This window comes from Ruegeria profundi (assembly GCF_001507545.1).
Lineage (GTDB): Bacteria > Pseudomonadota > Alphaproteobacteria > Rhodobacterales > Rhodobacteraceae > Ruegeria > Ruegeria profundi.
Window position 1 is genome coordinate 63,462 of sequence record NZ_LQBP01000013.1, and the last position, 21,182, is coordinate 84,643.

At 55.9% G+C, this 21,182-nt stretch carries 20 protein-coding genes and 2 pseudogenes; 20 read left to right on the forward strand and 2 right to left on the reverse strand.

Features of this window, described 5'->3' with window-relative positions; all coding sequences use genetic code 11:
• The first annotated feature begins 16 nt into the window (after positions 1-16).
• From AVO44_RS18905 to AVO44_RS18980, 16 genes are all read left to right on the forward strand, one after another.
• Positions 17-2,311 carry a bifunctional salicylyl-CoA 5-hydroxylase/oxidoreductase gene (locus AVO44_RS18905; RefSeq protein ID WP_068340574.1) on the forward strand — a complete coding sequence of 765 codons (2,295 nt, stop codon included), beginning with the start codon at positions 17-19 and terminating at the stop codon, positions 2,309-2,311.
• Positions 2,308-3,039: an SDR family NAD(P)-dependent oxidoreductase gene (locus AVO44_RS18910; RefSeq protein ID WP_068340576.1), complete on the forward strand. Its 732-nt coding sequence runs from the start codon at positions 2,308-2,310 to the stop codon at positions 3,037-3,039. The genes AVO44_RS18905 and AVO44_RS18910 overlap by 4 nt, the downstream gene beginning before the upstream one ends.
• Positions 3,036-3,503, forward strand: a complete 468-nt coding sequence (locus AVO44_RS18915) for a MarR family winged helix-turn-helix transcriptional regulator (RefSeq protein ID WP_068340578.1) — start codon at positions 3,036-3,038, stop codon at positions 3,501-3,503. Before AVO44_RS18910 ends, AVO44_RS18915 begins: the two co-directional genes overlap by 4 nt.
• Positions 3,493-4,293 carry an enoyl-CoA hydratase family protein gene (locus AVO44_RS18920; RefSeq protein ID WP_068340580.1) on the forward strand — a complete coding sequence of 267 codons (801 nt, stop codon included), beginning with the start codon at positions 3,493-3,495 and terminating at the stop codon, positions 4,291-4,293. Before AVO44_RS18915 ends, AVO44_RS18920 begins: the two co-directional genes overlap by 11 nt.
• On the forward strand, positions 4,293-5,444 hold the full coding sequence (locus tag AVO44_RS18925; RefSeq protein WP_068340582.1) for an acyl-CoA dehydrogenase family protein: 1,152 nt from the start codon (positions 4,293-4,295) through the stop codon (positions 5,442-5,444). Before AVO44_RS18920 ends, AVO44_RS18925 begins: the two co-directional genes overlap by 1 nt.
• Positions 5,444-7,075, forward strand: coding sequence for an AMP-binding protein (locus AVO44_RS18930; RefSeq protein WP_068340585.1), 1,632 nt, complete (start codon positions 5,444-5,446; stop codon positions 7,073-7,075). The genes AVO44_RS18925 and AVO44_RS18930 overlap by 1 nt, the downstream gene beginning before the upstream one ends.
• Before the next feature lie 109 nt (positions 7,076-7,184).
• Positions 7,185-8,315, forward strand: a complete 1,131-nt coding sequence (locus AVO44_RS18935) for an ABC transporter substrate-binding protein (protein ID WP_233422034.1) — start codon at positions 7,185-7,187, stop codon at positions 8,313-8,315.
• A gap of 52 nt (positions 8,316-8,367) precedes the next feature.
• Positions 8,368-9,288 carry a branched-chain amino acid ABC transporter permease gene (locus AVO44_RS18940; protein WP_068340590.1) on the forward strand — a complete coding sequence of 307 codons (921 nt, stop codon included), beginning with the start codon at positions 8,368-8,370 and terminating at the stop codon, positions 9,286-9,288.
• Complete coding sequence (locus tag AVO44_RS18945) at positions 9,285-10,271, forward strand: branched-chain amino acid ABC transporter permease (RefSeq protein ID WP_068340593.1); 987 nt, start codon at positions 9,285-9,287, stop codon at positions 10,269-10,271. Before AVO44_RS18940 ends, AVO44_RS18945 begins: the two co-directional genes overlap by 4 nt.
• Entirely contained in the window at positions 10,264-11,013 is a 750-nt protein-coding gene (locus AVO44_RS18950) for an ABC transporter ATP-binding protein (protein WP_068340596.1), read from the forward strand. The genes AVO44_RS18945 and AVO44_RS18950 overlap by 8 nt, the downstream gene beginning before the upstream one ends.
• Positions 11,010-11,696, forward strand: a complete 687-nt coding sequence (locus AVO44_RS18955) for an ABC transporter ATP-binding protein (protein WP_068340599.1) — start codon at positions 11,010-11,012, stop codon at positions 11,694-11,696. Before AVO44_RS18950 ends, AVO44_RS18955 begins: the two co-directional genes overlap by 4 nt.
• Positions 11,697-11,719: 23 nt before the next feature.
• Complete coding sequence (locus tag AVO44_RS18960) at positions 11,720-12,103, forward strand: acyl-CoA thioesterase (protein ID WP_338057460.1); 384 nt, start codon at positions 11,720-11,722, stop codon at positions 12,101-12,103.
• Positions 12,100-12,495: a RidA family protein gene (locus AVO44_RS18965; RefSeq protein ID WP_068340604.1), complete on the forward strand. Its 396-nt coding sequence runs from the start codon at positions 12,100-12,102 to the stop codon at positions 12,493-12,495. Before AVO44_RS18960 ends, AVO44_RS18965 begins: the two co-directional genes overlap by 4 nt.
• A 1,132-nt stretch (positions 12,496-13,627) precedes the next feature.
• On the forward strand, positions 13,628-15,094 hold the full coding sequence (locus AVO44_RS18975) for a uracil-xanthine permease family protein (RefSeq protein WP_068340608.1): 1,467 nt from the start codon (positions 13,628-13,630) through the stop codon (positions 15,092-15,094).
• Positions 15,095-15,368: 274 nt separating this feature from the next.
• Positions 15,369-15,701, forward strand: coding sequence for a DUF5681 domain-containing protein (locus tag AVO44_RS21840; protein WP_420865727.1), 333 nt, complete (start codon positions 15,369-15,371; stop codon positions 15,699-15,701).
• Positions 15,694-15,978, forward strand: a complete 285-nt coding sequence (locus tag AVO44_RS18980; RefSeq protein ID WP_068340611.1) for a hypothetical protein — start codon at positions 15,694-15,696, stop codon at positions 15,976-15,978. Before AVO44_RS21840 ends, AVO44_RS18980 begins: the two co-directional genes overlap by 8 nt.
• A 157-nt stretch (positions 15,979-16,135) precedes the next feature.
• On the opposite strand, the pseudogene AVO44_RS21650 reads toward AVO44_RS18980, so the two are convergent.
• A pseudogene (locus AVO44_RS21650) lies at positions 16,136-16,351 on the reverse strand (IS5/IS1182 family transposase); the annotation flags it as partial.
• On the opposite strand from AVO44_RS21650, the pseudogene AVO44_RS21865 reads away from it, so the two are divergent.
• Positions 16,352-16,629 (forward strand): annotated as a pseudogene (locus tag AVO44_RS21865) (transposase); the annotation flags it as partial.
• A gap of 317 nt (positions 16,630-16,946) precedes the next feature.
• Here the strand turns inward: AVO44_RS21865 and AVO44_RS20835 are convergent.
• Positions 16,947-17,726, reverse strand: coding sequence for a helix-turn-helix domain-containing protein (locus AVO44_RS20835; protein WP_169794885.1), 780 nt, complete (start codon positions 17,724-17,726; stop codon positions 16,947-16,949).
• A gap of 602 nt (positions 17,727-18,328) precedes the next feature.
• Between AVO44_RS20835 and AVO44_RS20930 the strand changes: the two genes are divergently transcribed.
• The 3 genes from AVO44_RS20930 (at position 18,329) to AVO44_RS19000 (ending at position 21,179) form a co-directional block, all read left to right on the forward strand.
• A complete protein-coding gene (locus AVO44_RS20930) occupies positions 18,329-18,508 on the forward strand; it encodes a Flp family type IVb pilin (RefSeq protein ID WP_157770050.1) in 180 nt (59 codons plus the stop codon).
• 145 nt (positions 18,509-18,653) lie between these two features.
• Positions 18,654-19,628, forward strand: coding sequence for a Flp pilus assembly protein CpaB (cpaB, locus tag AVO44_RS18995; protein ID WP_082677584.1), 975 nt, complete (start codon positions 18,654-18,656; stop codon positions 19,626-19,628).
• A 9-nt stretch (positions 19,629-19,637) separates the two neighbouring features.
• Positions 19,638-21,179: a pilus assembly protein TadG-related protein gene (locus AVO44_RS19000; RefSeq protein WP_068340620.1), complete on the forward strand. Its 1,542-nt coding sequence runs from the start codon at positions 19,638-19,640 to the stop codon at positions 21,177-21,179.
• Positions 21,180-21,182: the final 3 nt, after the last annotated feature.

The window sequence follows — 21,182 nt, forward strand, 5'->3', positions numbered from 1 at the left end:
TGAGGGGAAGGTGGCGATGCGCATTGCTTGCCTTGGCGGTGGACCTGCGGGCCTTTATTTCGGGATTTCGATGAAGCTTCGAAATCCGGGGGCTGAGGTTGAGGTGATCGAACGCAATCGACCCGATGACACCTTTGGCTGGGGCGTTGTCCTGTCGGATGAGACGCTGGACAACTTGGCGGCCAATGATCCCGTCAGTGCCGCCAAAATCCGCGACCACTTTGCATATTGGGATGACGTTGCACTTGTTCACAATGGCCAGCGTACAGTTTCAGGCGGGCATGGCTTTTGCGGGATCGGACGCAAGCAGCTTTTGCTGCTTCTGCAAGACCGCGCCCGCGAGTTGGGTGTTGAAATGCGGTTTGAAACCGAGATCGTGTCAGCCTCGGACTATATGAACGACTACGATATCGTTATCGCTTCGGATGGGTTGAACTCGAAAACACGTACCGAGTTTGCAGACGTGTTCAAGCCGGATATCGACCAGCGACTGTGTCAGTTCATCTGGCTGGGAACGCATCAGAAATTCGATGACGCCTTCACCTTTATTTTTGAGAAGACCAAAAAGGGGTGGGTCTGGGCGCATGCCTATCAGTTCGACCCGGATACTGCGACTTTCATTGTCGAATGCACACAAGAGACCTTCGACGCTTATGGCTTTGCTGACATGAGCCAGCAGGAGTCGATCGCAGTCTGTGAAGAGATTTTCAAGGATCATCTGGGCGGCCATGCCCTGATGACCAATGCCAACCACATTCGCGGTTCAGCCTGGCTGCGGTTCCCGCGTGTCTTGTGCGAAAAATGGAGCTTCAAGAACGTCGTCTTATTGGGAGATGCGGCCGCCACAGCGCATTTCTCGATCGGGTCGGGCACGAAGCTGGCGCTGGAAAGCGCGATTGCGCTGGCCGAGTATATCCATACTGAAAACACGCTTGAGGCGGCATTTGCCCGCTATGAAGACGAACGCCGATTAGAGGTTCTCCGCCTGCAATCGGCTGCGCGGAACTCGGTCGAATGGTTCGAAGATGTGGAACGATACCTCGATCTGGATTCAGTGCAGCTGAACTATTCCATGCTGACACGGTCGCAGCGGATCAGCCATGAAAACCTGCGCGCGCGTGATGCACAGTGGCTGGGCCGGGCAGAAGCCTGGTTCATGCAGCAGGCCGGGGCCGAATCCAACGCGCCCGCCCGCGCGCCGATGTTTGCACCGTTTCGATTGCGTGAGATGGCGTTGAAGAACCGGATCGTGGTTTCACCCATGGCGCAGTACAAAGCGGTGGACGGCTGCCCGACCGATTGGCACCTGATCCACTATGGCGAGCGTGCCAAGGGTGGGGCAGGGCTGGTTTATACCGAGATGACCTGTGTCAGTGCGGATGGCCGCATCTCGCCGGGCTGTCCGGGGTTGTATGCGCCCGCGCATGAAACGGCATGGCGTCGACTGACCGATTTTGTGCACGCCGAGACCGAAGCCAAAATCTGCTGCCAAATCGGACATGCCGGACGCAAGGGATCGACCCGCATCGGGTGGGAGGGTATGGATCAACCGCTGGAGGATGGAAACTGGCCGCTGATATCGGCCTCTGCCATTCCGTGGTCAGACGAAAACGCAGTGCCCAAAGCGATGGATCGCGCGGATATGGATCGTGTGACCGCGCAGTTTGTTGAAGCCGCGCGCATGGCTGATCGCGCCGGGTTCGACATGATCGAACTGCATGCGGCTCATGGTTATCTGATCTCGTCCTTCATTTCGCCGCTGTCCAACACGCGCGACGATGAATACGGTGGCAGTCTGGAAAACCGCACGCGCTATCCGCTGGAAGTCTTCACGGCCATGCGCGCGGTTTGGCCCGAGGCAAAGCCGATGGCGGTGCGCATCTCAGCCAGCGACTGGGTTGGCGAAAACGGCATCACCCCGGAAGAGGCCGTTGAGATCGCCACCATGTTCGATGCGGCGGGCGCGGATATCGTGGATGTCTCTGCCGGTCAAACCTCGGTACAAGCGCAGCCGGTTTACGGGCGGATGTTCCAAACCCCGTTCTCGGACCGCATCCGAAATGAGCGCGGCATCAAGACCATGGCGGTCGGAAACATCTATGAGGCGGACCACGTCAATTCAATCCTGATGGCGGGGCGTGCCGATCTGGTCTGCCTGGCACGGCCACATTTGAACGATCCATACTGGACCCTGCACGCAGCCACCGCGCTGGGCGACCGGCAAGAGGTCTGGCCCAAGCCCTATGAGGCCGGACGGGATCAGGCCTGGCGACTGGCTGATCGTGAAGCGGAAATGGAAGGTAAGGTATGAGCCACGTTGTTGTATCAGGCGGTGGCACCGGGGTAGGGGCCGCGATTGCAAAACGCTTTGCAGAAGATGGCGCGGCGGTCACTCTTTTAGGGCGGACCGAAGCCAATCTACAGCAGCAAGGGCTGCCCTACGAAGTCTGTGACGTGACAGATGCGGCGCAGGTGCAAGCAGCTTTCAGGTCTGCCCGCGCCGAACGGGGCCCGGTTACCGCGGTCATCGCCAATGCAGGGGCGGCACACTCTGCCCCTTTTTCAAAGATGACCGCAGATGACCTGCGGGCCATGACCGAGGTGAATTTGGTTGGAGTTTTCAATGTGTGGCAGGCCGGGCTATCAGACATGCAGGCCGCTGGCACGGGACGCCTGATCACCATAGCGTCGGTCGCAGGGCTGAAAGGTTTTGCCTATGTCGCGGGATATTGCGCCGCGAAGCACGCCGTGGTCGGCCTGACCCGAGCGCTGGCGGTTGAACTGGCCCCCACTGGGATTACCGTGAACGCCGTTTGCCCCGGCTATGTCGACACCCCCATGCTGGACCGCTCAATTGCGAACATCGTCGAAAAGACGGGGATGAGCGCAGAGGACGCCGCTGCCTCGCTTCATCGGGGCAACCCTCAACGTCGGTTCATTGAAACAGATGAGGTCGCAAGTGCTGTCATGTGGTTGTGTTCGGATGCAGCAAAATCGGTGAACGGCCACACGCTCAGCCTGTCCGGGGGGGAGGTATGACGCCAACGCTTGCGCAACCCCCGCTTGAAGATGCCTCGAAAGAGCGGCTGCGCCTTTGGTTGCGGTTGCTTAAAACCACACGTGGGATTGAGGCAAAACTGCGCGAAAATTTCCGGGCCGAGTTCGATACGACCTTGCCCCGGTTCGACGTCATGGCAGCCTTGTCACGCTATGAAGATGGCCTGAAGATGAGTGAGATATCGGGCGTTTTGCGCGTCTCCAACGGAAACGTGACCGGTATTGTCGATCGGTTGGCTGACGACGGGTTGCTGGTGCGTGTTCCGGTGCCCGGCGACCGACGGGCCCATCGTGTCTGCATGACGCGGAAAGGGCGCGAAGAGTTCGCCCGGCAGGCCGCTGCGCATGAGGCCTGGATTGCCGACATGCTTGGCCAGTTTTCGGCCGAAGATGCGCGGACGCTGACCACGGAATTCAATCTGCCAGAGGAAGCCAATGACCGGTGACGTCAAACATTTTCGGTGTGAAGTTCAGAACCGGGTTGCAACAATCGCTCTGGACCGGCCTGATCGGAAAAACCCGCTGACCTTCGACAGCTATGCCGAACTGCGCGACTGGTTTCGCGATCTGGTCTATGTGGATGATGTTGATGCGGTGGTTTTTGCGTCGAACGGAGGCAACTTCAGCTCAGGCGGGGACGTGCATGACATTATTTGCCCGCTGACCCGCATGAACATGAAACAATTGCTGGCCTTCACCCGCATGACAGGCGATCTGGTCAAGGCGATGGTGAATTGCGGTAAGCCGGTTATCGCTGCGATTGACGGAGTGTGCGTTGGCGCGGGGGCGATCATCGCTATGGCGTCCGATCTGCGCATCGCCACCCCACAGGCCAAATGCGCCTTTCTGTTTACACGCGTTGGCCTTGCGGGCTGCGACATGGGTGCATGTGCGATCCTGCCTCGGATCATCGGGCAGGGCCGGGCTGCGGAACTGCTCTATACCGGGCGGTCCATGAGTGCGGACGAAGGGTTTGCCTGGGGCTTCTACAACAATCTGGTCGAGGCCGATCAGTTGGACGGTGCGGCGCAAGACATGGCCCGCCGGATCGCGGCAGGCCCGAATTTTGCGCATATGATGACCAAAACGATGCTTGCGCAGGAATGGTCCATGTCCATCGAACAGGCGATCGAAGCCGAAGCGCAGGCGCAGGCCATCTGCATGCAGACCGGAGATTTTGAACGCGCCTACAACGCCTTCGTGGCCAAGGAAAAACCGGACTTTATGGGGGATTGATGCCAGATCGCAGCTTTTTGACATGGCCGTTTTTTGAACCGCGTCACCGGGACTGGGCCGCGCGGGTGGAACAGGTCGCGCAAGGGCTTGAGATCGACCACACGGACACGGATGCCGCCTGTCGCAGACTTGTGCGAGATTTGGGGGCGGCTGGCCTGCTGCACCCTACGGCGGATGAGGGCGGTCAGCTGGATGTTCGGACGCTGTGCCTGACGCGTGAAATCCTTGCCCGCCATGATGGATTGGCCGACTTTTCCTTTGCGATGCAAGGGTTGGGGACCGGCGCGATTTCGCTTTTCGGAACGCCCGAACAAAAAGCCGCATGGTTGCCGAAGACCCGCAGCGGACAGGCGATTTCGGCCTTTGCATTGACCGAGCCGCAATCGGGTTCGGACGTTGCAAATTCGACCATGACCGCGACGCGGGATGGGGATGACTACGTTTTGAACGGCGAAAAGACGTGGATTTCGAACGGCGGGATCGCGGATGTGTACACTCTGTTCGCCCGCACCGGTGAAGCGCCGGGGGCCAAGGGTTTGTCCGCCTTCATCGTCACGCCCGATCTGCCGGGCTTTGAAGTTGTCGAGCGGCTGAGCACCATCGCGCCGCATCCGCTGGCCACGCTGCGGTTCACCGATGTCCGCGTGCCGGTGCAATCCATGATCGGGGCAGGTGGGGCGGGGTTTCGGATCGCAATGTCCGTGTTGGATGTGTTCCGCTCGACCGTGGCAGCAGCTGCTTTGGGATTTGCGCGCCGCGCGCTGGATGAGGCGCTGCAGAGGGTCGGAGCCCGTCATGTACAGGGCGCACCGCTGTTCGATTTGCAGATGGTGCAGGGTCACGTTGCAGACATGGCGTTGGATGTCGATGCGGCGGCTTTGCTGATCTATCGCGCTGCATGGGCCAAGGACAGTGGCGCGCCGCGTGTCACGCGTGAGGCGGCGATGGCAAAGCTGTTCGCCACTGACCATGCGCAGCAGGTCATCGACACGGCGGTGCAACTGTTTGGCGGTGACGGCGTGCGTTCGGGCATGCCGGTCGAGACGCTTTACCGCGAAATCCGGGCGTTGCGCATCTACGAAGGTGCCTCGGACGTCCAGAAGGTGGTGATTGCCCGCCAGACAAAGGCCGCTCAGAGCGAGGGAAAGTAATGTTGGGACCGTCCGCGCATACCGATACGTTCACCCGAGACAATCTTCCGCCCGAGGATCAGTGGCCGGACTTTCTGTTGGACGGATTCGACTACCCAGATTACCTGAACGCAGGCTACGAGCTGACGGACGCGATGGTCGAAAAAGGTTTTGGCGACAACATCGCGCTGATCGGCAATGGACGCCAGCGGACCTATAAAGAGCTTACTGACTGGACCAACCGGCTGGCGCATGTGCTGGTCGAGGATTTGGGCGTGCGGCCCGGCAATCGCGTGTTGATACGGTCGGCAAACAACCCGGCGATGGTGGCCTGCTGGCTGGCTGCAACCAAGGCTGGGGCAGTGGTCGTCAACACTATGCCCATGCTCCGCGCTGGCGAGTTGACGAAACATGTCGACAAGGCAGAGATCCAGCTTGCCCTCTGCGACACGCGTTTGATGGAAGAAATGGAGATCTGCGCCCGCGACAGTCGGTTCTTGAAGCGGGTTGTGGGCTTTGACGGGACATCGAACCATGATGCTGAGCTGGATCGTCTGGCACTTCAAAAACCAGTAAAATTCGACTGTGTCAAAACCGGACGCGATGATGTGGCCTTGCTAGGGTTTACATCCGGTTCGACGGGGGACCCAAAGGCCACGATGCATTTCCACCGTGACCTGATGATCATCGCTGATGGCTATGCGCAAGAGGTTCTGGATGTACAGCCCGAAGACGTATTTGTCGGCTCACCCCCGCTGGCATTCACCTTTGGGCTGGGTGGTCTGGCGGTGTTTCCCCTGCGGTTTGGGGCCACGGCGACCTTGCTGGAACAAGCCTCGCCCACGGGTATGATCGAGATCATAGAGACGTACAAAGCCACCGTTTGTTTTACCGCGCCCACCGCATATCGTGTGATGCTACGGGCGATGGAGGACGGGGCCGACCTGTCCAGCCTGCGCGCGGCGGTGTCCGCGGGGGAAACGTTGCCGAAGCCCGTCTACGACGAATGGATCGCACGGACGGGCAAACCGATGCTCGACGGGATCGGCGCGACGGAAATGCTGCATATCTTCATCTCGAACCGGTTTGACGATCACCGACCCGCGTGTACCGGGCGTCCGGTCAAAGGGTACGAGGCGAAGGTTTTGAACCACGATGGGTCAGAGGCAGCGGTTGGTGAGGTTGGCCGGTTGGCCGTGCGCGGACCAACCGGCTGCCGGTATCTGGACGATGTGCGGCAGAAAAAATACGTCTTGGATGGGTGGAACATCACGGGCGACAGTTTCTACAAGGATGACGGCGGTTACTTCCATTTCGCGGCCAGAAACGACGATATGATCCTGTCCGCCGGGTACAATATCGCAGGCCCCGAGGTTGAGGCCGCGCTGCTTGCGCATGAGGCCGTTGCGGAATGTGCAGTGGTGGGTGCACCAGATCCCGATCGCGGGGAAATCGTTCAGGCGCATATTGTCCTTGCCCAGGGCGTAACAGCCGATGATGCCCTGCGCGAGGCGCTGCAAAATCACGTGAAATCGGTCATTGCGCCGTACAAATATCCGCGCTCTATCCGGTTTTGTGAGTCCTTGCCAAAGACGGCGACAGGAAAAATTCAGCGGTTCAAGCTGAAAACCCTCTCGACGAAGGGGGTATGATCGGTGTGAATAGCAAAACAACAAGAAAGAACACTCTGACAGGGGCATAGGTGAACGCGCAGAACAACGACACAAGGTGCGTTCAAAAGACCAACAAAGGGAGATGAAGATGAAAAAGTTTTTAGCAGCCGCTGCGGTTTCGGCGCTATGCGCCACCGGTGCGCTGGCTGAGGTCAAGGTCGGGATGATCACGACGCTGTCCGGCGGTGGTGCAGGGTTGGGTATCGACGTGCGCGACGGATTCATGCTGGCGATCGCGCAATCGGGTCGCGACGACATTGAGGTCGTGATCGAGGATGACCAGCGCAAGCCGGACATCGCCGTGCAATTGTCCGATAAGATGATCCAATCTGAACGCGTCGACGTGATGACGGGTATCATCTGGTCCAACCTTGCGATGGCGGTTGTGCCGGCGGCGGTGAATCAGAACGTGTTCTACCTGTCGCCCAATGCGGGCCCGTCGCCCTTGGCCGGGCAAGGCTGTCACCAGAACTATTTCAACGTGGCCTGGCAAAATGACAACCTGCACGAGGCCGCCGGAGCCTATGCCAACGGCGCGGGCTACTCGAACAGCTTTATCCTGGCACCGAATTACCCGGCGGGCGTGGACGCGCTGACGGGATACAAACGGTTTTTCGAGGGCAATCTGGCTGGTGAGGTTTACACCGAACTGGGGCAGACAGACTATGCCGCCGAGATTGCCCAAATCCGCGCCAGCGATGCGGACAGCGTTTTCTTTTTCCTGCCCGGTGGCATGGGGATTTCGTTCCTCAAGCAATATGCTGACAGCGGTATCGAATTGCCCGTGGTCGGCCCGGCCTTCAGCTTTGATCAGGGTATCTTACAAGCGGTTGGCGATGCAGCGCTGGGCGTGGTGAACACTTCGCAATGGAACAAGGATATCGACAACCCGACCAACGCGGCCTTCGTCGAAAGCTTCCAGGCTGAATACGGACGCCTGCCTTCGCTCTATGCAAGCCAGGGATTCGACACGGCAAACCTGTTGCTGTCCGCGCTTGAGAAAGCCGACCCGTCGGATGCCGATGCCTTCCGCGAAGCGCTGCGTGCGGCTGAGTTCGACAGCACCCGCGGTGATTTCAGCTTTGGTCCGAACCACCACCCGATTCAGACTATCTATGCGCGCGAAGTGATCAAGGAAGGTGACGTGTTCACCAACAAAATCATCGGCGTTGCGCTGGAAAACCACTCTGACGCTTACGCGGCTGAGTGCAAAATGTAACTGACCTGCTGCCTGCCCCCGTTCGCGGGGCGGGCAGACCACCGGAGTTTCCATGTCCTCGATCCTGATTATCGAGCAGATCCTCAACGGGCTGCAATTCGGCGTCATGCTGTTCTTGATGGCGGCTGGCCTGACGCTGATTTTTGGCGTTATGGGTCTGATCAACCTGGCCCATGGCTCACTCTACATGGTTGGCGCGTTTGCCGCCGCTGCCGTGGCCGGGGCAACCGGGTCTTTCCTGTTGGCGCTGGTTGCGGCTTTGGCGGCTGCGGCGCTGGCTGGCGCGATTGTAGAAATGGCGGTGATCCGACGGCTGTACAACGCGCCGCACTTGGATCAGGTGCTGGCCACCTTTGCGCTGATCCTGATCTTTTCCGAAGGTACGCGTTGGGTCTTTGGGTCTTTCCCGCTGTTTCTGGACATCCCCGATGCACTGTCCGGGCCAGTTACGCTGCCGGGCGGGATTGAATATCCGCTGTATCGTCTGACCCTGATCGGCATCGGGCTGGCCGTGGCCGTCGGTCTTTGGGCACTGATAGAACGTACTCGGCTGGGCATTCAGATTCGCGCCGGAGAGAATGATCGCGAGATGATTGCGGCGCTGGGCGTCGATATTTCAAAACTCTACACGCTGGTTTTCGCGCTGGGCGCCGCGCTGGCGGGTCTGGCCGGGGCTTTGGTTGGCGCGATCCAGTCAGTTCAGGTGGGCATGGGCGAGCCTGTTTTGATCCTTGCCTTTGTTGTCATCGTTATTGGCGGAATCGGTTCGGTACGCGGTGCCTTTGTCGGTGCCTTGCTGGTCGGATTGACCGACACGCTAGGCGGTGTGTTCCTGCCCGAACTCTTCAAGCTGTTCATGGAGACGGGGGCCGCGCAGAAATCAGGCTCGGCGCTGGCGTCTATGGGCATTTACGTGCTGATGGGGCTGGTTCTGATCTGGCGACCCACCGGCCTGTTCGGAGCACGCGCATGAGGTTAAATGAAAGATATCTCAACGCCGTTATGATCGTGGGCCTGCTGGCGCTGCCGCTTTGGGCGGTTGTTGCGGATCAGCCGTTTACGATCACCTTGGTGACGCGGGCTGTGATCCTTGCCTTGGCCGCGGTGGGGTTGAACATCATCCTGGGGATAGGCGGGATGGTCAGCTTTGGCCACGCCGTGTTTTTCGGGATCGGAGGGTACGCGATGGGCATCCTTGCCTATCACGCGCAGACCTACACGGCGCTTGACCTTGGGCTTTTCTCGATGGACGGCACGAAGTCCATGCCGATGATCTGGCTTGTGGCTATGATCCTGTCAGCAATAGTGGCGGTTTTTATTGGGTTGTTGTCTCTGAGAACCTCTGGTGTTTACTTCATCATGATCACGCTGGCATTCGGGCAGATGTTCTTCTATTTCGCGATCTCTTGGGCGCAGTATGGAGGGGAGGATGGGTTGTCGATCTACGTTCGCAACGATTTCCCCGGCCTGAACACACTGGCACCGATTCAGTTTTATACCATCTGTTTCACGCTACTATGCGTAGTGCTGTTTCTGTTTGCGCGCCTTCAGGCATCGCCCTTTGGACTGGCCCTGAACGCTGCGCGCCAGACGTCGGTGCGGGTTGAGACCGTGGGCCTGAACCCGATGCAGCTGAAGCTGCTTGCCTTTGTGATTTCAGGCGCGATCACCGGGCTGGCAGGTGCTTTGTTTGCGGACCTGAACCGCTTTGTGTCCCCTACAATGTTCAGTTGGCAGTTGTCGGGTGAGTTGATCGTTCTGATCATCATCGGCGGGGTGGGTCGGCTGATGGGGCCGGTTATCGGTGCCTGCGTCTTTGTTGCGCTTGAACATTTCCTTGGCGAATTGACCGACTTTTGGCACGTCTATCTGGGCCTGGTCTTGCTGTGTATCGTGCTGTTCGGGCGCGGCGGCCTAACTGGATTGCTGACCGGGAAAGAGGGCGCACATGTCTGATCCCGTTCTTGCCACGCTGAACCTGAACAAAAGCTTTGGGGCGCTCAAAGCCACGGATGACGTGTCCATTGACCTGAAGCCGGGGGAAATCCACGCAATTATCGGCCCCAATGGCGCGGGTAAGTCGACGTTGATCCAGCAGATTTGCGGTGGGTTGAGGCCCGACTCGGGACGCGTGATGCTAAGGGGTCAGGACGTATCGGGGTTCAGCACCCAAGCGCGTGCGCGGGCCGGGCTGGGGCGCACGTTCCAGATTTCGCAGCTTTGCATGGAGGACAGCGTTCTTGAAAACGCGGTGCTGGGCGCAATGGGGGCCGAACATATGGCCTGGCGGTTCTGGCGGCCAGCCTTGAAACGCTCAGCCCTGCGCGAGCGGGCCGAGGCCGCCTTGGAGCGGGTTGGTCTGACAGAAAACCGCGATACGCGCTGTGCCAATCTCAGCCACGGCCAGCGGCGGCAGTTGGAAGTCGCGGTGGCGCTGACCTTGTCGCCAAAGGCCTTTGTCATGGATGAGCCGATGGCGGGTTTGGGCGCCGAGGGGTCCAAACGGCTGACCGGGTTTCTGGATGGTCTTCGGCAAGAAGCCCCCATTCTTCTGGTCGAGCATGACATGGATGCAGTTTTTGCCTTGGCTGATCGGATTAGCGTTTTGGTCTATGGCAAGGTCATCGCCACCGGTACAGCGGATGAAATCCGCTCAAGCCGCGAAGTGCGCGACGCGTATCTGGGGGATGAGGCATGACGCTTTTGCGGATAGAAAACCTCACCGCGACCTATGGCGTCAGCCAGGCGCTGTTCGGCGTTGATCTTGAGATGTCGGAAGGGCAGGTCACGGCCCTGATGGGGCGCAATGGGATGGGCAAGACCACCACGGTAAAGGCCATTTGCCGGATGATCCGGTCTGAGGGTACGTTGACGCTGGACGGGCAGGATCTGCACGCATTACCCAGCCACAAGGTCGCCCGTCAGGGCGTGGGGTTGGTGCCGGAAGGACGCCGCTGTTTCGCTGATCTGACCGTGCGTGAGAACCTGATCGCCGCCGCGCGCCCGGGATACTGGTCCTTGGGCCGCGTGACGGATCTGTTTCCCCGTTTGGCCGAGCGTCAGACCCAACGGGCGGTTTCATTGTCGGGCGGAGAGCAGCAGATGCTGGCGATTGGTCGCGCTTTGATGACGAACCCTCGGTTGTTGATACTGGACGAAGCAACAGAGGGTCTTGCGCCAATCGTCCGACAGGAAATCTGGGCGGCGTTGCATCGTCTACGGCAAGAGACCAACGTGGCGATTCTGCTCATCGACAAGTCAATAAAGGAACTGGCGTCTGTGTCCGACAGGGCGGTCATACTGGAACGTGGGCGCACCGTCTGGTCGGGCAAAATGGACGAACTGACCTCGGACATTTCAGAGAAATACGTGGGGGTTTGATGGCGTTCGAATTTCATCAAAAAGTGCTTTTCAAACATTGCGACCCCGCCGGGATCGTGTTTTTTCCACGCTATTTTGAGATAATCAATGATTGTGTCGAAGCGTTCTTTGATCAGGGGTTAAATGCCCCGTTTCATGATCTGCATCGCAATGGGGCGGTGCCGACCGTGCAAATTCAGACCCAGTTTCCGGCTCCAAGCCGCCATGGCGATGAATTGGTTTTTCAACTCGAGATCACACAGGTCGGCCGCAGTTCGGCAGATTACAAGATGACCGCATGTTGCGGGGATGAGGTGCGCCTGACCACTTCGGCAACCTTAGTCAACGTCACCGCAAATGGCCGCCCCGAGGCTTGGCCAGATGTGATCCGCAGCAAGCTAACCGAATTCAAGGGGGGCGCGACATGAGCCACAAAATCATCCAGCCTGACGGATGGCTTCCGGCAAAAGGCTATGCAAATGGCGTTCTGACAAAGGATGGGACGCTTCATATCGGCGGCCAGATCGGCTGGGACGCAAACAAGACCTTCGTCAGCGGTGGCTTCATCGGCCAGATGAAACAAGCGCTTCAAAACATCGTGGATATCGTCGAAGCCGCGGGCGGTCAGGCATCGGATGTGACCCGCCTGACGTGGTTTGTCACCGATAAAAGCGAATACCTTGCCAAACAGGCCGAGGTTGGTGCCGCCTACCGCGAGGTGTTCGGCAAGCATTTCCCCGCCATGTCGATGATCATCGTGGCCGGTCTGGTCGAAGACGAAGCGCTTGTGGAAATCGAAGCCACGGCGCATTTGCCCTAAGACGCGAAGCCTGCCTAGAACCGATAGGTGGCACCAAATAGCGGTCTGGACTGATCAAAGCTGCAATCGTTGCTATTATTGTCGCGATCAAATGAAGTATACCGTTATTCGCCCTGCAGCCCTCACCTGTCGTCAAAAGTATAATCGGCGCTCAGCAGAACCGACCACGCCCGACTGCCGCTGCGGAAACCGCAGTAATCAGCATATGCGGTGCTGCTCCATCTGAAACCACCCGCAGGACCTGCGCTACCAATAGTCAGGTTTGTGTAATTAGAGACCGCCAGCACTCTCGATTGTCTCTTTGTTTCGGACCGTGCACCCATGAAGGCGAAATCCAGGTTTTTCCACGCGTCGTGAAAGCTCAGCGTACCTAAGGGGGTTTCAATGCGGGTTTCCGTCTCGGGCATGGATACATAAATCTTGGCCTCTTAGGACCCGTCGGACCGTTGCCGTGGCACCGAACAAAGCCGACGACGAGGTTGAGATTTTCCTTTTGCATTGGAGGCATTCCTTCTCTGCCATGTGTTTCCCGAGTTGCGGACGTTTGTTTGCTGGATGCTAAGCCGCCAAACCTTTGGAGTGTTGCACGCTTGGTACTCGGCGCAATACGGATAACCAGAACCAGTGAGCCCCCTGAAATTCGGACACTGATATGAGGTTTGGTTTGTTGCCTGCTGTTCTTCGATGAAGAGAAGATCAGAGTTGTTGAAGCGGACGGGTAACTTGCCCGACTTCAGGGTGCCCCAGTCCTGCTCTATTGGCTGAGAAAAGAAGAAATCCCGACCGATCCGCAGGAGCAGAGAGTAGCTTAGTCCACGCCAAAACCCCTGCAAAATTTGAGGAGTAGGTTACAAAATTGGAAGCTGAATGAACTTTTGTATTTAGCAATACAAGACTGACGGGCGCACATTGCGAACCTCAGTCACTGATCACCAGGTATCCACAGCACCTTTTTGATATTTTTGATAATTCTTGTCACTAGCCTGCACTATCAATAGTCAACTTTGAATGTGTAGGTGCGTAGCTGGAAACAAAATCTGGAAACAGAATCGAGCTTTATGACGCCATCTCAGGTGCAAGAATGCCAACGTATAGTCAAGGTCTGCACCGGTTGATTGACGGGAGGAACTCCATGACTGCTTCAAATATAGGAACCCCGGAGCAACTCCGTGATCCGAACTACTTTCCAGCTATTTACCGAGCCGTTCCATTGGGTGTTCAGCATGTTCTGGCAATGTTCGTTTCAAATGTAACCCCTGCAATTATTGTTGCGGGCGCTGCCGGCTTTGGTTTTGGGTCAAATAGCCCGGATTTTCCTGAATTACTGTACCTTATCCAAATGTCGATGCTGTTTGCAGGCGTCGCAACGCTGATGCAAACCGTTACTATTGGTCCTGTCGGTGCAGCCCTGCCCATCGTGCAAGGCACCTCGTTTGCATTTATTCCAATCATGATACCTCTGGTTGCGGGGAAGGGTGTTGACGGTCTAGCAGCACTTTTTGGCGGCGTGATAATTGGCGGTCTTTTTCACTCTCTACTTGGCACCGTGATAGGTAGAATACGCTTTGCGCTGCCGCCTTTGGTTACCGGTCTTGTTGTCACCATGATCGGGCTCGCGTTGGTGAAAGTCGGCATTGAGTACGCCGCCGGTGGTGTACCCGCAAAGGCCTCAGGCGCAGAAAGCTACGGATCTCTCTCGAGTTGGGCACCAGCTCTGATCGTTGTATTTGTAACTCTTGGCCTTAAATTCTTTGCTCGCGGAATGCTGTCTGTGTCGGCGGTTCTGATCGGAATTCTTGTTGGTTACGTGTACTGCATATTCGTTGGAAAACTCCCAATAGAGGCAATTTCGGGATCCTGGGAACGGTCCGCTGCTTTCGCGCTGCCACAACCCTTCAAATACGGTTTTGAGTTCTCATTGGCCGCCGTGATCGGCTTTTGCCTCATGGCTTTTGTTTCGGCTGTTGAAACCGTCGGGGACGTGTCCGGGATAACGAAGGGTGGTGCTAACCGCGAGGCAACGGACAGAGAAATCGAAGGTGCGACATACGCTGATGGCTTCGGTACTGCACTTGCAGGAATTTTTGGAGGGTTCCCAAATACTTCCTTCAGCCAAAACGTTGGCCTGATTGCTATGACCGGGGTAATGAGCAGGCATGTCGTTACCATCGGCGCCATATTCTTGATCATATGCGGACTGATACCCAAGGTAGGCGGTATCATTCGAACTGTCCCAATCGAGGTGCTCGGTGGTGGGGTAATTGTCATGTTCGGAATGGTTGTCGCCGCAGGTGTTTCAATGCTGTCGGATGTGACTTGGAACCGTCGCAACATGGTTATTTTTGCGGTCTCTCTTTCGATAGGTCTGGGTCTGCAACTAGAGGTAATGAACGTCGCGCCTGGCTCGGCAAACGCCCTGCAACACCTTCCTGACACACTGAGGATATTGGGTGCTTCAGGCATTTTACCTGCGGCTCTCATCGCCATTGTTCTTAACCTCATTCTGCCAGAGACGCTCGCGGATGAAGCAACCGAAGAAGTATCCGGGGGAATGGCAGGACACGGTCGTAGTGAAATGATGAAAGATGATCACGTCTGATATTGCATAAGCGGCAAACTCCCCTTCGCTTTGGAAAGGAATTCAGCCCAAACGTTGGGTTGAAAGCTCGGGGTTGCAATTTACTGACCTTGGAAAGGGCGTTTGTAAAAAAATCCGCGTTTCGATCCACAAAGTCCGCCGACGAAGACCGAGGAGCATTAAAGGTCAACGCTTCCGACAAAAAACGCACTGACGATGACTGGTGTTCGACTCATTGTGAGCAGGCAAACTTGTTGGCATCGATTTGCACGAACCGCGTGGAATTCGCACGGTTATGATAAATTCGCATTGTCATGGAAGATGGCTGTGCTGCCAGTCTGCGGCTATCCAGTCTGGGGGCAATTCCCTGTTCGTTAGGGAACAGGGAAATTTGCCATCGCGAACAGGTAAACCGCCGAAAGACACCCGCTTCAAACCGGGCAAGTCTGGCAATCCAAAGGGGTGGCCCAGGGGATCAAATAACAAACGTCCGGGCATGCATGAGGAGCGGATGAAAGATATCGTTCTCGATGAGGTATACCGCGACATCACGATCCGGGAAGGGCACCGCAGCGTGACCGTTCCCATGGCGCAGGCGTGCGGAAGCCGGGATAGAAACCATGGATGAGCCCATTCCGCATCCGGATCACATCAAGATCGACTTGCGAACTGGCAAGGTGCGCATTGTCGGACCAATGACCAAAGAAGAGAAAGAGAAATTGGACGACTGGCGTAGAAAACTCCCTGACCTCCCTGCCAACATCGACGATCTGCGTGAAGCGATGGTCCACGAAACTGACCCAGATGAGATCGCAGAGCTCGAATGCCACATCCGGACAGGTGAAGAGCTTTATGATCGGGTCAGCACCGCTTTGGCTGTCGTGGATAAATCTCCGCCCAGGTGATTTGCAACTGACGGTGCCTTTAAAGTCGGCACAGCAACGCAAAGCGGTCATAAGGGGTACGGTAACAGATGACTGCGTCGAGCTGATTCTGTTGAAAATCATCGTGTTGCGATTGGAAAATGTGGGTGCTGATTGAAGGTGAGAGCGCCTATTATTGTTAGGTTATTTTCGGTTTCTGCGGTGCAGGAAAGGTCTTCGCCAGTTTACGGAGGTATTGGGCGGTGGCGGCGAAAAGGAATTTGCCATTTACGCCGCATGGGCCACGTAATCGGGGGCCAAGGATGCCTATAAGGTGTTCAAACAGCATCTCGACCTTCTTCCTCAACCACATTGAGATTTCGTATTGGCGGGTCTTAGCGATATTTCGGGCGACCTATCGCCCTCGCGCACCCAGGCGGGTGAGCGTGATGTGCCCGGTGGCATTACCAAGGCAGGGGATGTCAATCTGAGGCGGGCGCTGTGCCGGGCTGCGACTGTCATGATGAACCGGGGACGCTCGATATGGTTGCGAACATGGGTGCCCAGCTTGCCCGACGCCGAGGTCGGAAAATAGCGATGGTTACCCTCGCTTGCCGCATTGCTGTCATCCTTCATCGGATTTGGGTCGCTGGCACCGTATTGCAGCCCCACGCGGCACCGAACATGGCCTGATCGCCTGTTGATCCACCCGTTGCCTGCCTGATCGCAGGCCTTCGAAGTCCCGCGGGGACGTGGGTCCGATGGTGCCGTGGTCTGGACCGTCGCTGAAACCAATCCAGCACGCCAATGAGATGGGCAGATCGGAACTAAATAATGTCGGCAGGCAAGGCGCTGAGCACGAACCTAAGCATGGACCCGAAGGACCCCAATCGAAGGCCGCGACAGAAAGCAGGGCGGGCACAAATTGACACAGCGGCACTGCCATCGCCGATCAATCATGCTGCGCAAAATAGCTTGACTGAGACAGCCCCGATGCAGAAGTCCTTAGCCTAGACGATCTGACGGTCTAAAGACTGTTTTCCAGAGTTTGCAGGTCGATTTAACAGATGCAAAAGCTCGATCTGACTAGAAGCGCCGGTCTTGGAAAATATCGAACTCAAGTGTGACCGAACGGTTGTTGGGCAAACAGACAAACTTTCAGATATTGTTCTGACCGTCATTCCTTCCTTCATCATCGCACAGATTCGGAATTCGCTTCTGCTTAAAGCTGCTGGATTTCGAGCATCCAAGATCGGGACTATGCCTATTTCACGAATTTTTCTACGCTGGTGGCTTCGCGTCTGGTCAGATTGAGAGGAAACAACTCCGGGGGTGCGCTTGCTCCATCCAAATGCCAGTGTTGAAGCTAATAAAGAAAGAAAATCCAGATCTTCACGCGATGGTGCATGCCTATACTGTAATTCCAGATGATCAAGCTGGCTTTTACTAGACTCAAGCGGGATCACAACTATCTCATTGAATTCTTTTAGGGCAATTTCTCGACTTTGAGAAACGGATTCGCTGACAGACGGCAACATTTCCGACAAACGCCAAATTGAACCTGCCTTTGCGGATAAAATGCTGTCGCCTATTATCATTTCGATCTTAGTCTGAGGTTGCGAAGGCCAAATTTTTCCTTCATGGATACAGCGTCTTGCAAGATGCTTAACTTTTAATTCTTTTTTTGATGTGCGAACAATTAATGCAGCATCTGCATTAGCAAGTTGCATTATCTGGTTTAGGACAATCGGTATGGGCGCATTGCCACTTAATGCAAGTATCCATTCCATAACTGTCTTCAAGCTATCATCCGCACGAGCGGTCTTGGAGAAATTTACACTCATTACTTTGTTTACCAACCCAACCGGAACAATCAGTCGGGCTCCTTGTTGCGGCCCCCACCGCTTTCAACAACTTGCGCCGCGATCTTTGCAGGCGGCAAGCGATATGGCGTCTGGGAAACCAAGGAGCTTTGAAAGTGTAGAATAGTGGGGATCTTGTAAAGTATTGTAAATAAACAAAAAAATAAAAAAAATTTCTGGAATCTTTCATGCGTTCCCAAGTCCTGCCTCCGAAATCAACGGCGGAACATTGTTTTTGGAAATGCATCAATCACCTCTAATTTTGCAATAATGTTTCCAGGGTCTGTGATTCGCGGCGAGTATGCGATTCGTCGAACATTAATGCTCTATTCATGTCGCATTAAAGTAAATCTCCTCAAGAAATATGGCTGATATGAAGAAACAACCAAAGATAGAAAACTTTGCATCTTTGACTGAAGTTTGAAACCTATCCCCGGGCTAATTTGATTCCTGAGCTTAGGCAAAGCGCCTGCTTCCGTTGCTCTACATAGATAGCGGCGTATTTTTTAACTTAACCTTTCGGGGGAAACATGACTAAATTTATGAAGAAGTTCGTGAAAGAAGAAAGCGGTGCGGCAATTGTTGAGTATGGCCTCGCGCTTTTGGTTGTTGGCTCGATTGCGGTTGGCGCATTCAGCTTCCTGGGCACCGAGACTGCTAATAATGTTGCTGGCGCCTGCGATGCTCTGAACGCAACCAATAACTGCTGATCCAGCGACGATTCAAAATTTGAAAAAACAACAGAATTCTGCGCCGTCGCATCAGTAAAACGGCGCAGAATCCATCGCCGGGATTTTCGAAAACAATCGAGTATAAAAATTTCGAATCTTTTGAGCGTAACTTTTGGAGAAAGAGATGCGTATCAGACCAGTTATTACCACGTTATTCGGAATCGCGATTGCGTCTGGATCCGTTTTCCTGGCGAAAGACTACATTCAGATTAATCCAAGCGCGTCTGGATCGACGACATCAAATGCCGATTTGGTAGAGATCTACGTTGCGCGATCGGAAATCGCTTTCGGTCAGACAATCGAAGCGCACCATGTCACAACTCATTCCTGGCCCCGCGAAGCTCTGCCAGCAGGAGTGTTCACGGATATCGACGTGCTTGTCCCGGAAAACCGCCGTCAGCTGCGTCGTGCCAAAGGGCGTTTTTATCCTGGCGAAGTCATGTTGCTCTCCAAGGTTTCGAACTTTGGCGAAAAAGTGACGCTGGTTCAAAAGTTGGGTGAAAATACCCGTGCCATGGCCATCGAGGTGGACGCCGGGACTGCCGTTGGTGGGTTTGTTACCCCTGGTGATACGGTGGATATTGTTTTGACCCAAGGGGCAAAAATGGACTTGCGCGCCGTAACTATTCTGCAAAATATCCGTGTGATCGGCGTGGATCAACAATCCGAAGAACTTACTGATCAGCCCGAGGTTGCCCGCACAATCACAGTGGAAGTAACACCTCAGCAAGGTCAGCGCCTGGCACTGGCACAAAAGGCTGGAACCCTGAGCCTTACCCTGAGAACGTTGGACAGTGTTGAGGACGAACCTATGGAGATGGTTCGTTTGCGCGATCTTCTGCAGGAAGAGGGGCCGGTTGAAAAGGTCGATGTACAACCCACGGTCAGAGTGAACCGTGGGACCGAATCTGAGGTCGTCAAAATCCAGAGAACGCCCCGTGAGGCCCCGGAAGCGACAAGCGGTGAACCGGTGTCTGAGGTGGACCCTGGCAACCAGACGGATGCTCAGCAGTCCCCGGCTGTTGTCAACCCTGACGCGAAGCCAAAGGCCCGTCCCAAGGCCCGTCCCATCGAAGTTAGTCAGAACTCTGCACAGTAAGCCGTAGCCATGCATCTGAAAGCCAACATATCAATCTTTCGTAAGGACGAGCGTGGAACGGTTGCGATCCTCTGGGGCACCGCGTTGGTAGCGTTTCTTGGCTTCTTTGCGATCACACTGGATGTGGGCCGGTTGAGCTCAACCCATTCCGAGCTTCAATCGTTCGCAGATAGTGTGGCTCTTGCCGCGGCTGGTGAGTTGGACGGGCAGCCGGATGCTATCACTCGCGCAACGGGTGCCGCGGCCAACCTGATCAGCGACAGTCAAACTTTCGCCAACGGATCCAGTACGCTCTCAGGATCTGCGGATTACACCCTTACCTTTCACTCGGCTCTTCCCGCTTCGGATTTGACGCCGTTGGGTGCAGATATCACGACGAACCCACGCGAAGCAAAGTTTGCGCAGGTCGTGTTGACACAGAAGTCTGTCACCGTGAGCCTGGCATCAGCTCTGGACAAAATTCTGGGTGGAGGCGGAATTACACCCGTCAATATTTCAGCCGAGGCCGTAGCCGGATACACAAAAGCTGCCTGTGATATCTCGCCCTTGATGTTTTGCCTACCGCCCGATTGGGAGACTACTCTGACTGTGGGCGACCAAATCCTGCTCCGCAGCGGCGGCAATAATACCGCCTGGGGTGCGGGTAACTTCGGGTTTATTGATCTGGATAGCTTTGGAGATCTTCAAAGTGGTGCCTGTGCGAATGAAGGTGGCAACAAATTAGCCTGCCTTATCGCTGCACAGGAAAACATTACTCAATGCGTTCTGACCAATGGCCTGAATACAGAACCTGGGCAGAAGGTTGGTATTACTAACGCTGCTTTTAATGTTCGGTTTGATATTTATCGCTCCACGCTTAACGGTGAAAAAAACAAGCCATTGTACGCGCCAGCGCCGAATGTCATCAAAGGAATCCAAAAGAAGGGTGGCGGCTCCTGCATTCAAGGGAGCGAGGAGGGCACTCCTGACACCACGGCCCTTGGCCGCGATACCTGCATGGCCGCGGGCACCTGCGGTGGTAACAACCGTTTCGGTGACGGCACTTGGGATCGCACAGGCTATATAAATCGCAATCATGACCTGGCTGACGGTGTGGCGGATGGAATCGGCAGCGACGCTCATCTGCCGGCCCTCAGTGGACCAGATACGGTCTTTGCAGGTACGCGGTACGGAATGTACCTTAGGGAAATCGCGTACGGCAATACCAATCCGCATTCTGCGCCGAACGCAAATTCGATCCTCGACCCTACGCTTGCGGAAACCGGTCGACCAATCTGTTCGAACCAAATGTCCACCAATCCAGCGCGGCGTATCGTAAACGCAGCCGGTATAGATTGCACCCAAAACCCCGTTTCTGGAAGGACTACGGGTGTGCCGGTCACGAAATTCGTCTCGCTTTTCTTGACCGAACCGGTAGGCGACGACGGTGCGTCCCCTCCCAGCTTTGATATCCATGGCGAAATTGTTGGCTTTCCAGACGTCGCTGGCGTCGGCAGCGGTGGCAACGGGTTCGGCGGTATCTTTCGCGACGTTGTGCAGCTGTATCGGTGAGGG

What these genes read in the sequence shown, in the direction of transcription:
- AVO44_RS18905 (WP_068340574.1), top strand. Translation starts at nt 17, where the DNA reads ATGCGCATTGCTTGCCTTGGCGGTGGACCTGCGGGCCTTTATTTCGGG.
- AVO44_RS18910 (WP_068340576.1), top strand. Translation starts at nt 2,308, where the DNA reads ATGAGCCACGTTGTTGTATCAGGCGGTGGCACCGGGGTAGGGGCCGCG.
- AVO44_RS18915 (WP_068340578.1), top strand. Translation starts at nt 3,036, where the DNA reads ATGACGCCAACGCTTGCGCAACCCCCGCTTGAAGATGCCTCGAAAGAG.
- AVO44_RS18920 (WP_068340580.1), top strand. Translation starts at nt 3,493, where the DNA reads ATGACCGGTGACGTCAAACATTTTCGGTGTGAAGTTCAGAACCGGGTT.
- AVO44_RS18925 (WP_068340582.1), top strand. Translation starts at nt 4,293, where the DNA reads ATGCCAGATCGCAGCTTTTTGACATGGCCGTTTTTTGAACCGCGTCAC.
- AVO44_RS18930 (WP_068340585.1), top strand. Translation starts at nt 5,444, where the DNA reads ATGTTGGGACCGTCCGCGCATACCGATACGTTCACCCGAGACAATCTT.
- AVO44_RS18935 (WP_233422034.1), top strand. Translation starts at nt 7,185, where the DNA reads ATGAAAAAGTTTTTAGCAGCCGCTGCGGTTTCGGCGCTATGCGCCACC.
- AVO44_RS18940 (WP_068340590.1), top strand. Translation starts at nt 8,368, where the DNA reads ATGTCCTCGATCCTGATTATCGAGCAGATCCTCAACGGGCTGCAATTC.
- AVO44_RS18945 (WP_068340593.1), top strand. Translation starts at nt 9,285, where the DNA reads ATGAGGTTAAATGAAAGATATCTCAACGCCGTTATGATCGTGGGCCTG.
- AVO44_RS18950 (WP_068340596.1), top strand. Translation starts at nt 10,264, where the DNA reads ATGTCTGATCCCGTTCTTGCCACGCTGAACCTGAACAAAAGCTTTGGG.
- AVO44_RS18955 (WP_068340599.1), top strand. Translation starts at nt 11,010, where the DNA reads ATGACGCTTTTGCGGATAGAAAACCTCACCGCGACCTATGGCGTCAGC.
- AVO44_RS18965 (WP_068340604.1), top strand. Translation starts at nt 12,100, where the DNA reads ATGAGCCACAAAATCATCCAGCCTGACGGATGGCTTCCGGCAAAAGGC.
- AVO44_RS18975 (WP_068340608.1), top strand. Translation starts at nt 13,628, where the DNA reads ATGACTGCTTCAAATATAGGAACCCCGGAGCAACTCCGTGATCCGAAC.
- AVO44_RS21840 (WP_420865727.1), top strand. Translation starts at nt 15,369, where the DNA reads ATGATAAATTCGCATTGTCATGGAAGATGGCTGTGCTGCCAGTCTGCG.
- AVO44_RS18980 (WP_068340611.1), top strand. Translation starts at nt 15,694, where the DNA reads ATGGATGAGCCCATTCCGCATCCGGATCACATCAAGATCGACTTGCGA.
- AVO44_RS20835 (WP_169794885.1), bottom strand. Translation starts at nt 17,726, where the DNA reads ATGGAATGGATACTTGCATTAAGTGGCAATGCGCCCATACCGATTGTC.
- AVO44_RS20930 (WP_157770050.1), top strand. Translation starts at nt 18,329, where the DNA reads ATGACTAAATTTATGAAGAAGTTCGTGAAAGAAGAAAGCGGTGCGGCA.
- cpaB (WP_082677584.1), top strand. Translation starts at nt 18,654, where the DNA reads ATGCGTATCAGACCAGTTATTACCACGTTATTCGGAATCGCGATTGCG.
- AVO44_RS19000 (WP_068340620.1), top strand. Translation starts at nt 19,638, where the DNA reads ATGCATCTGAAAGCCAACATATCAATCTTTCGTAAGGACGAGCGTGGA.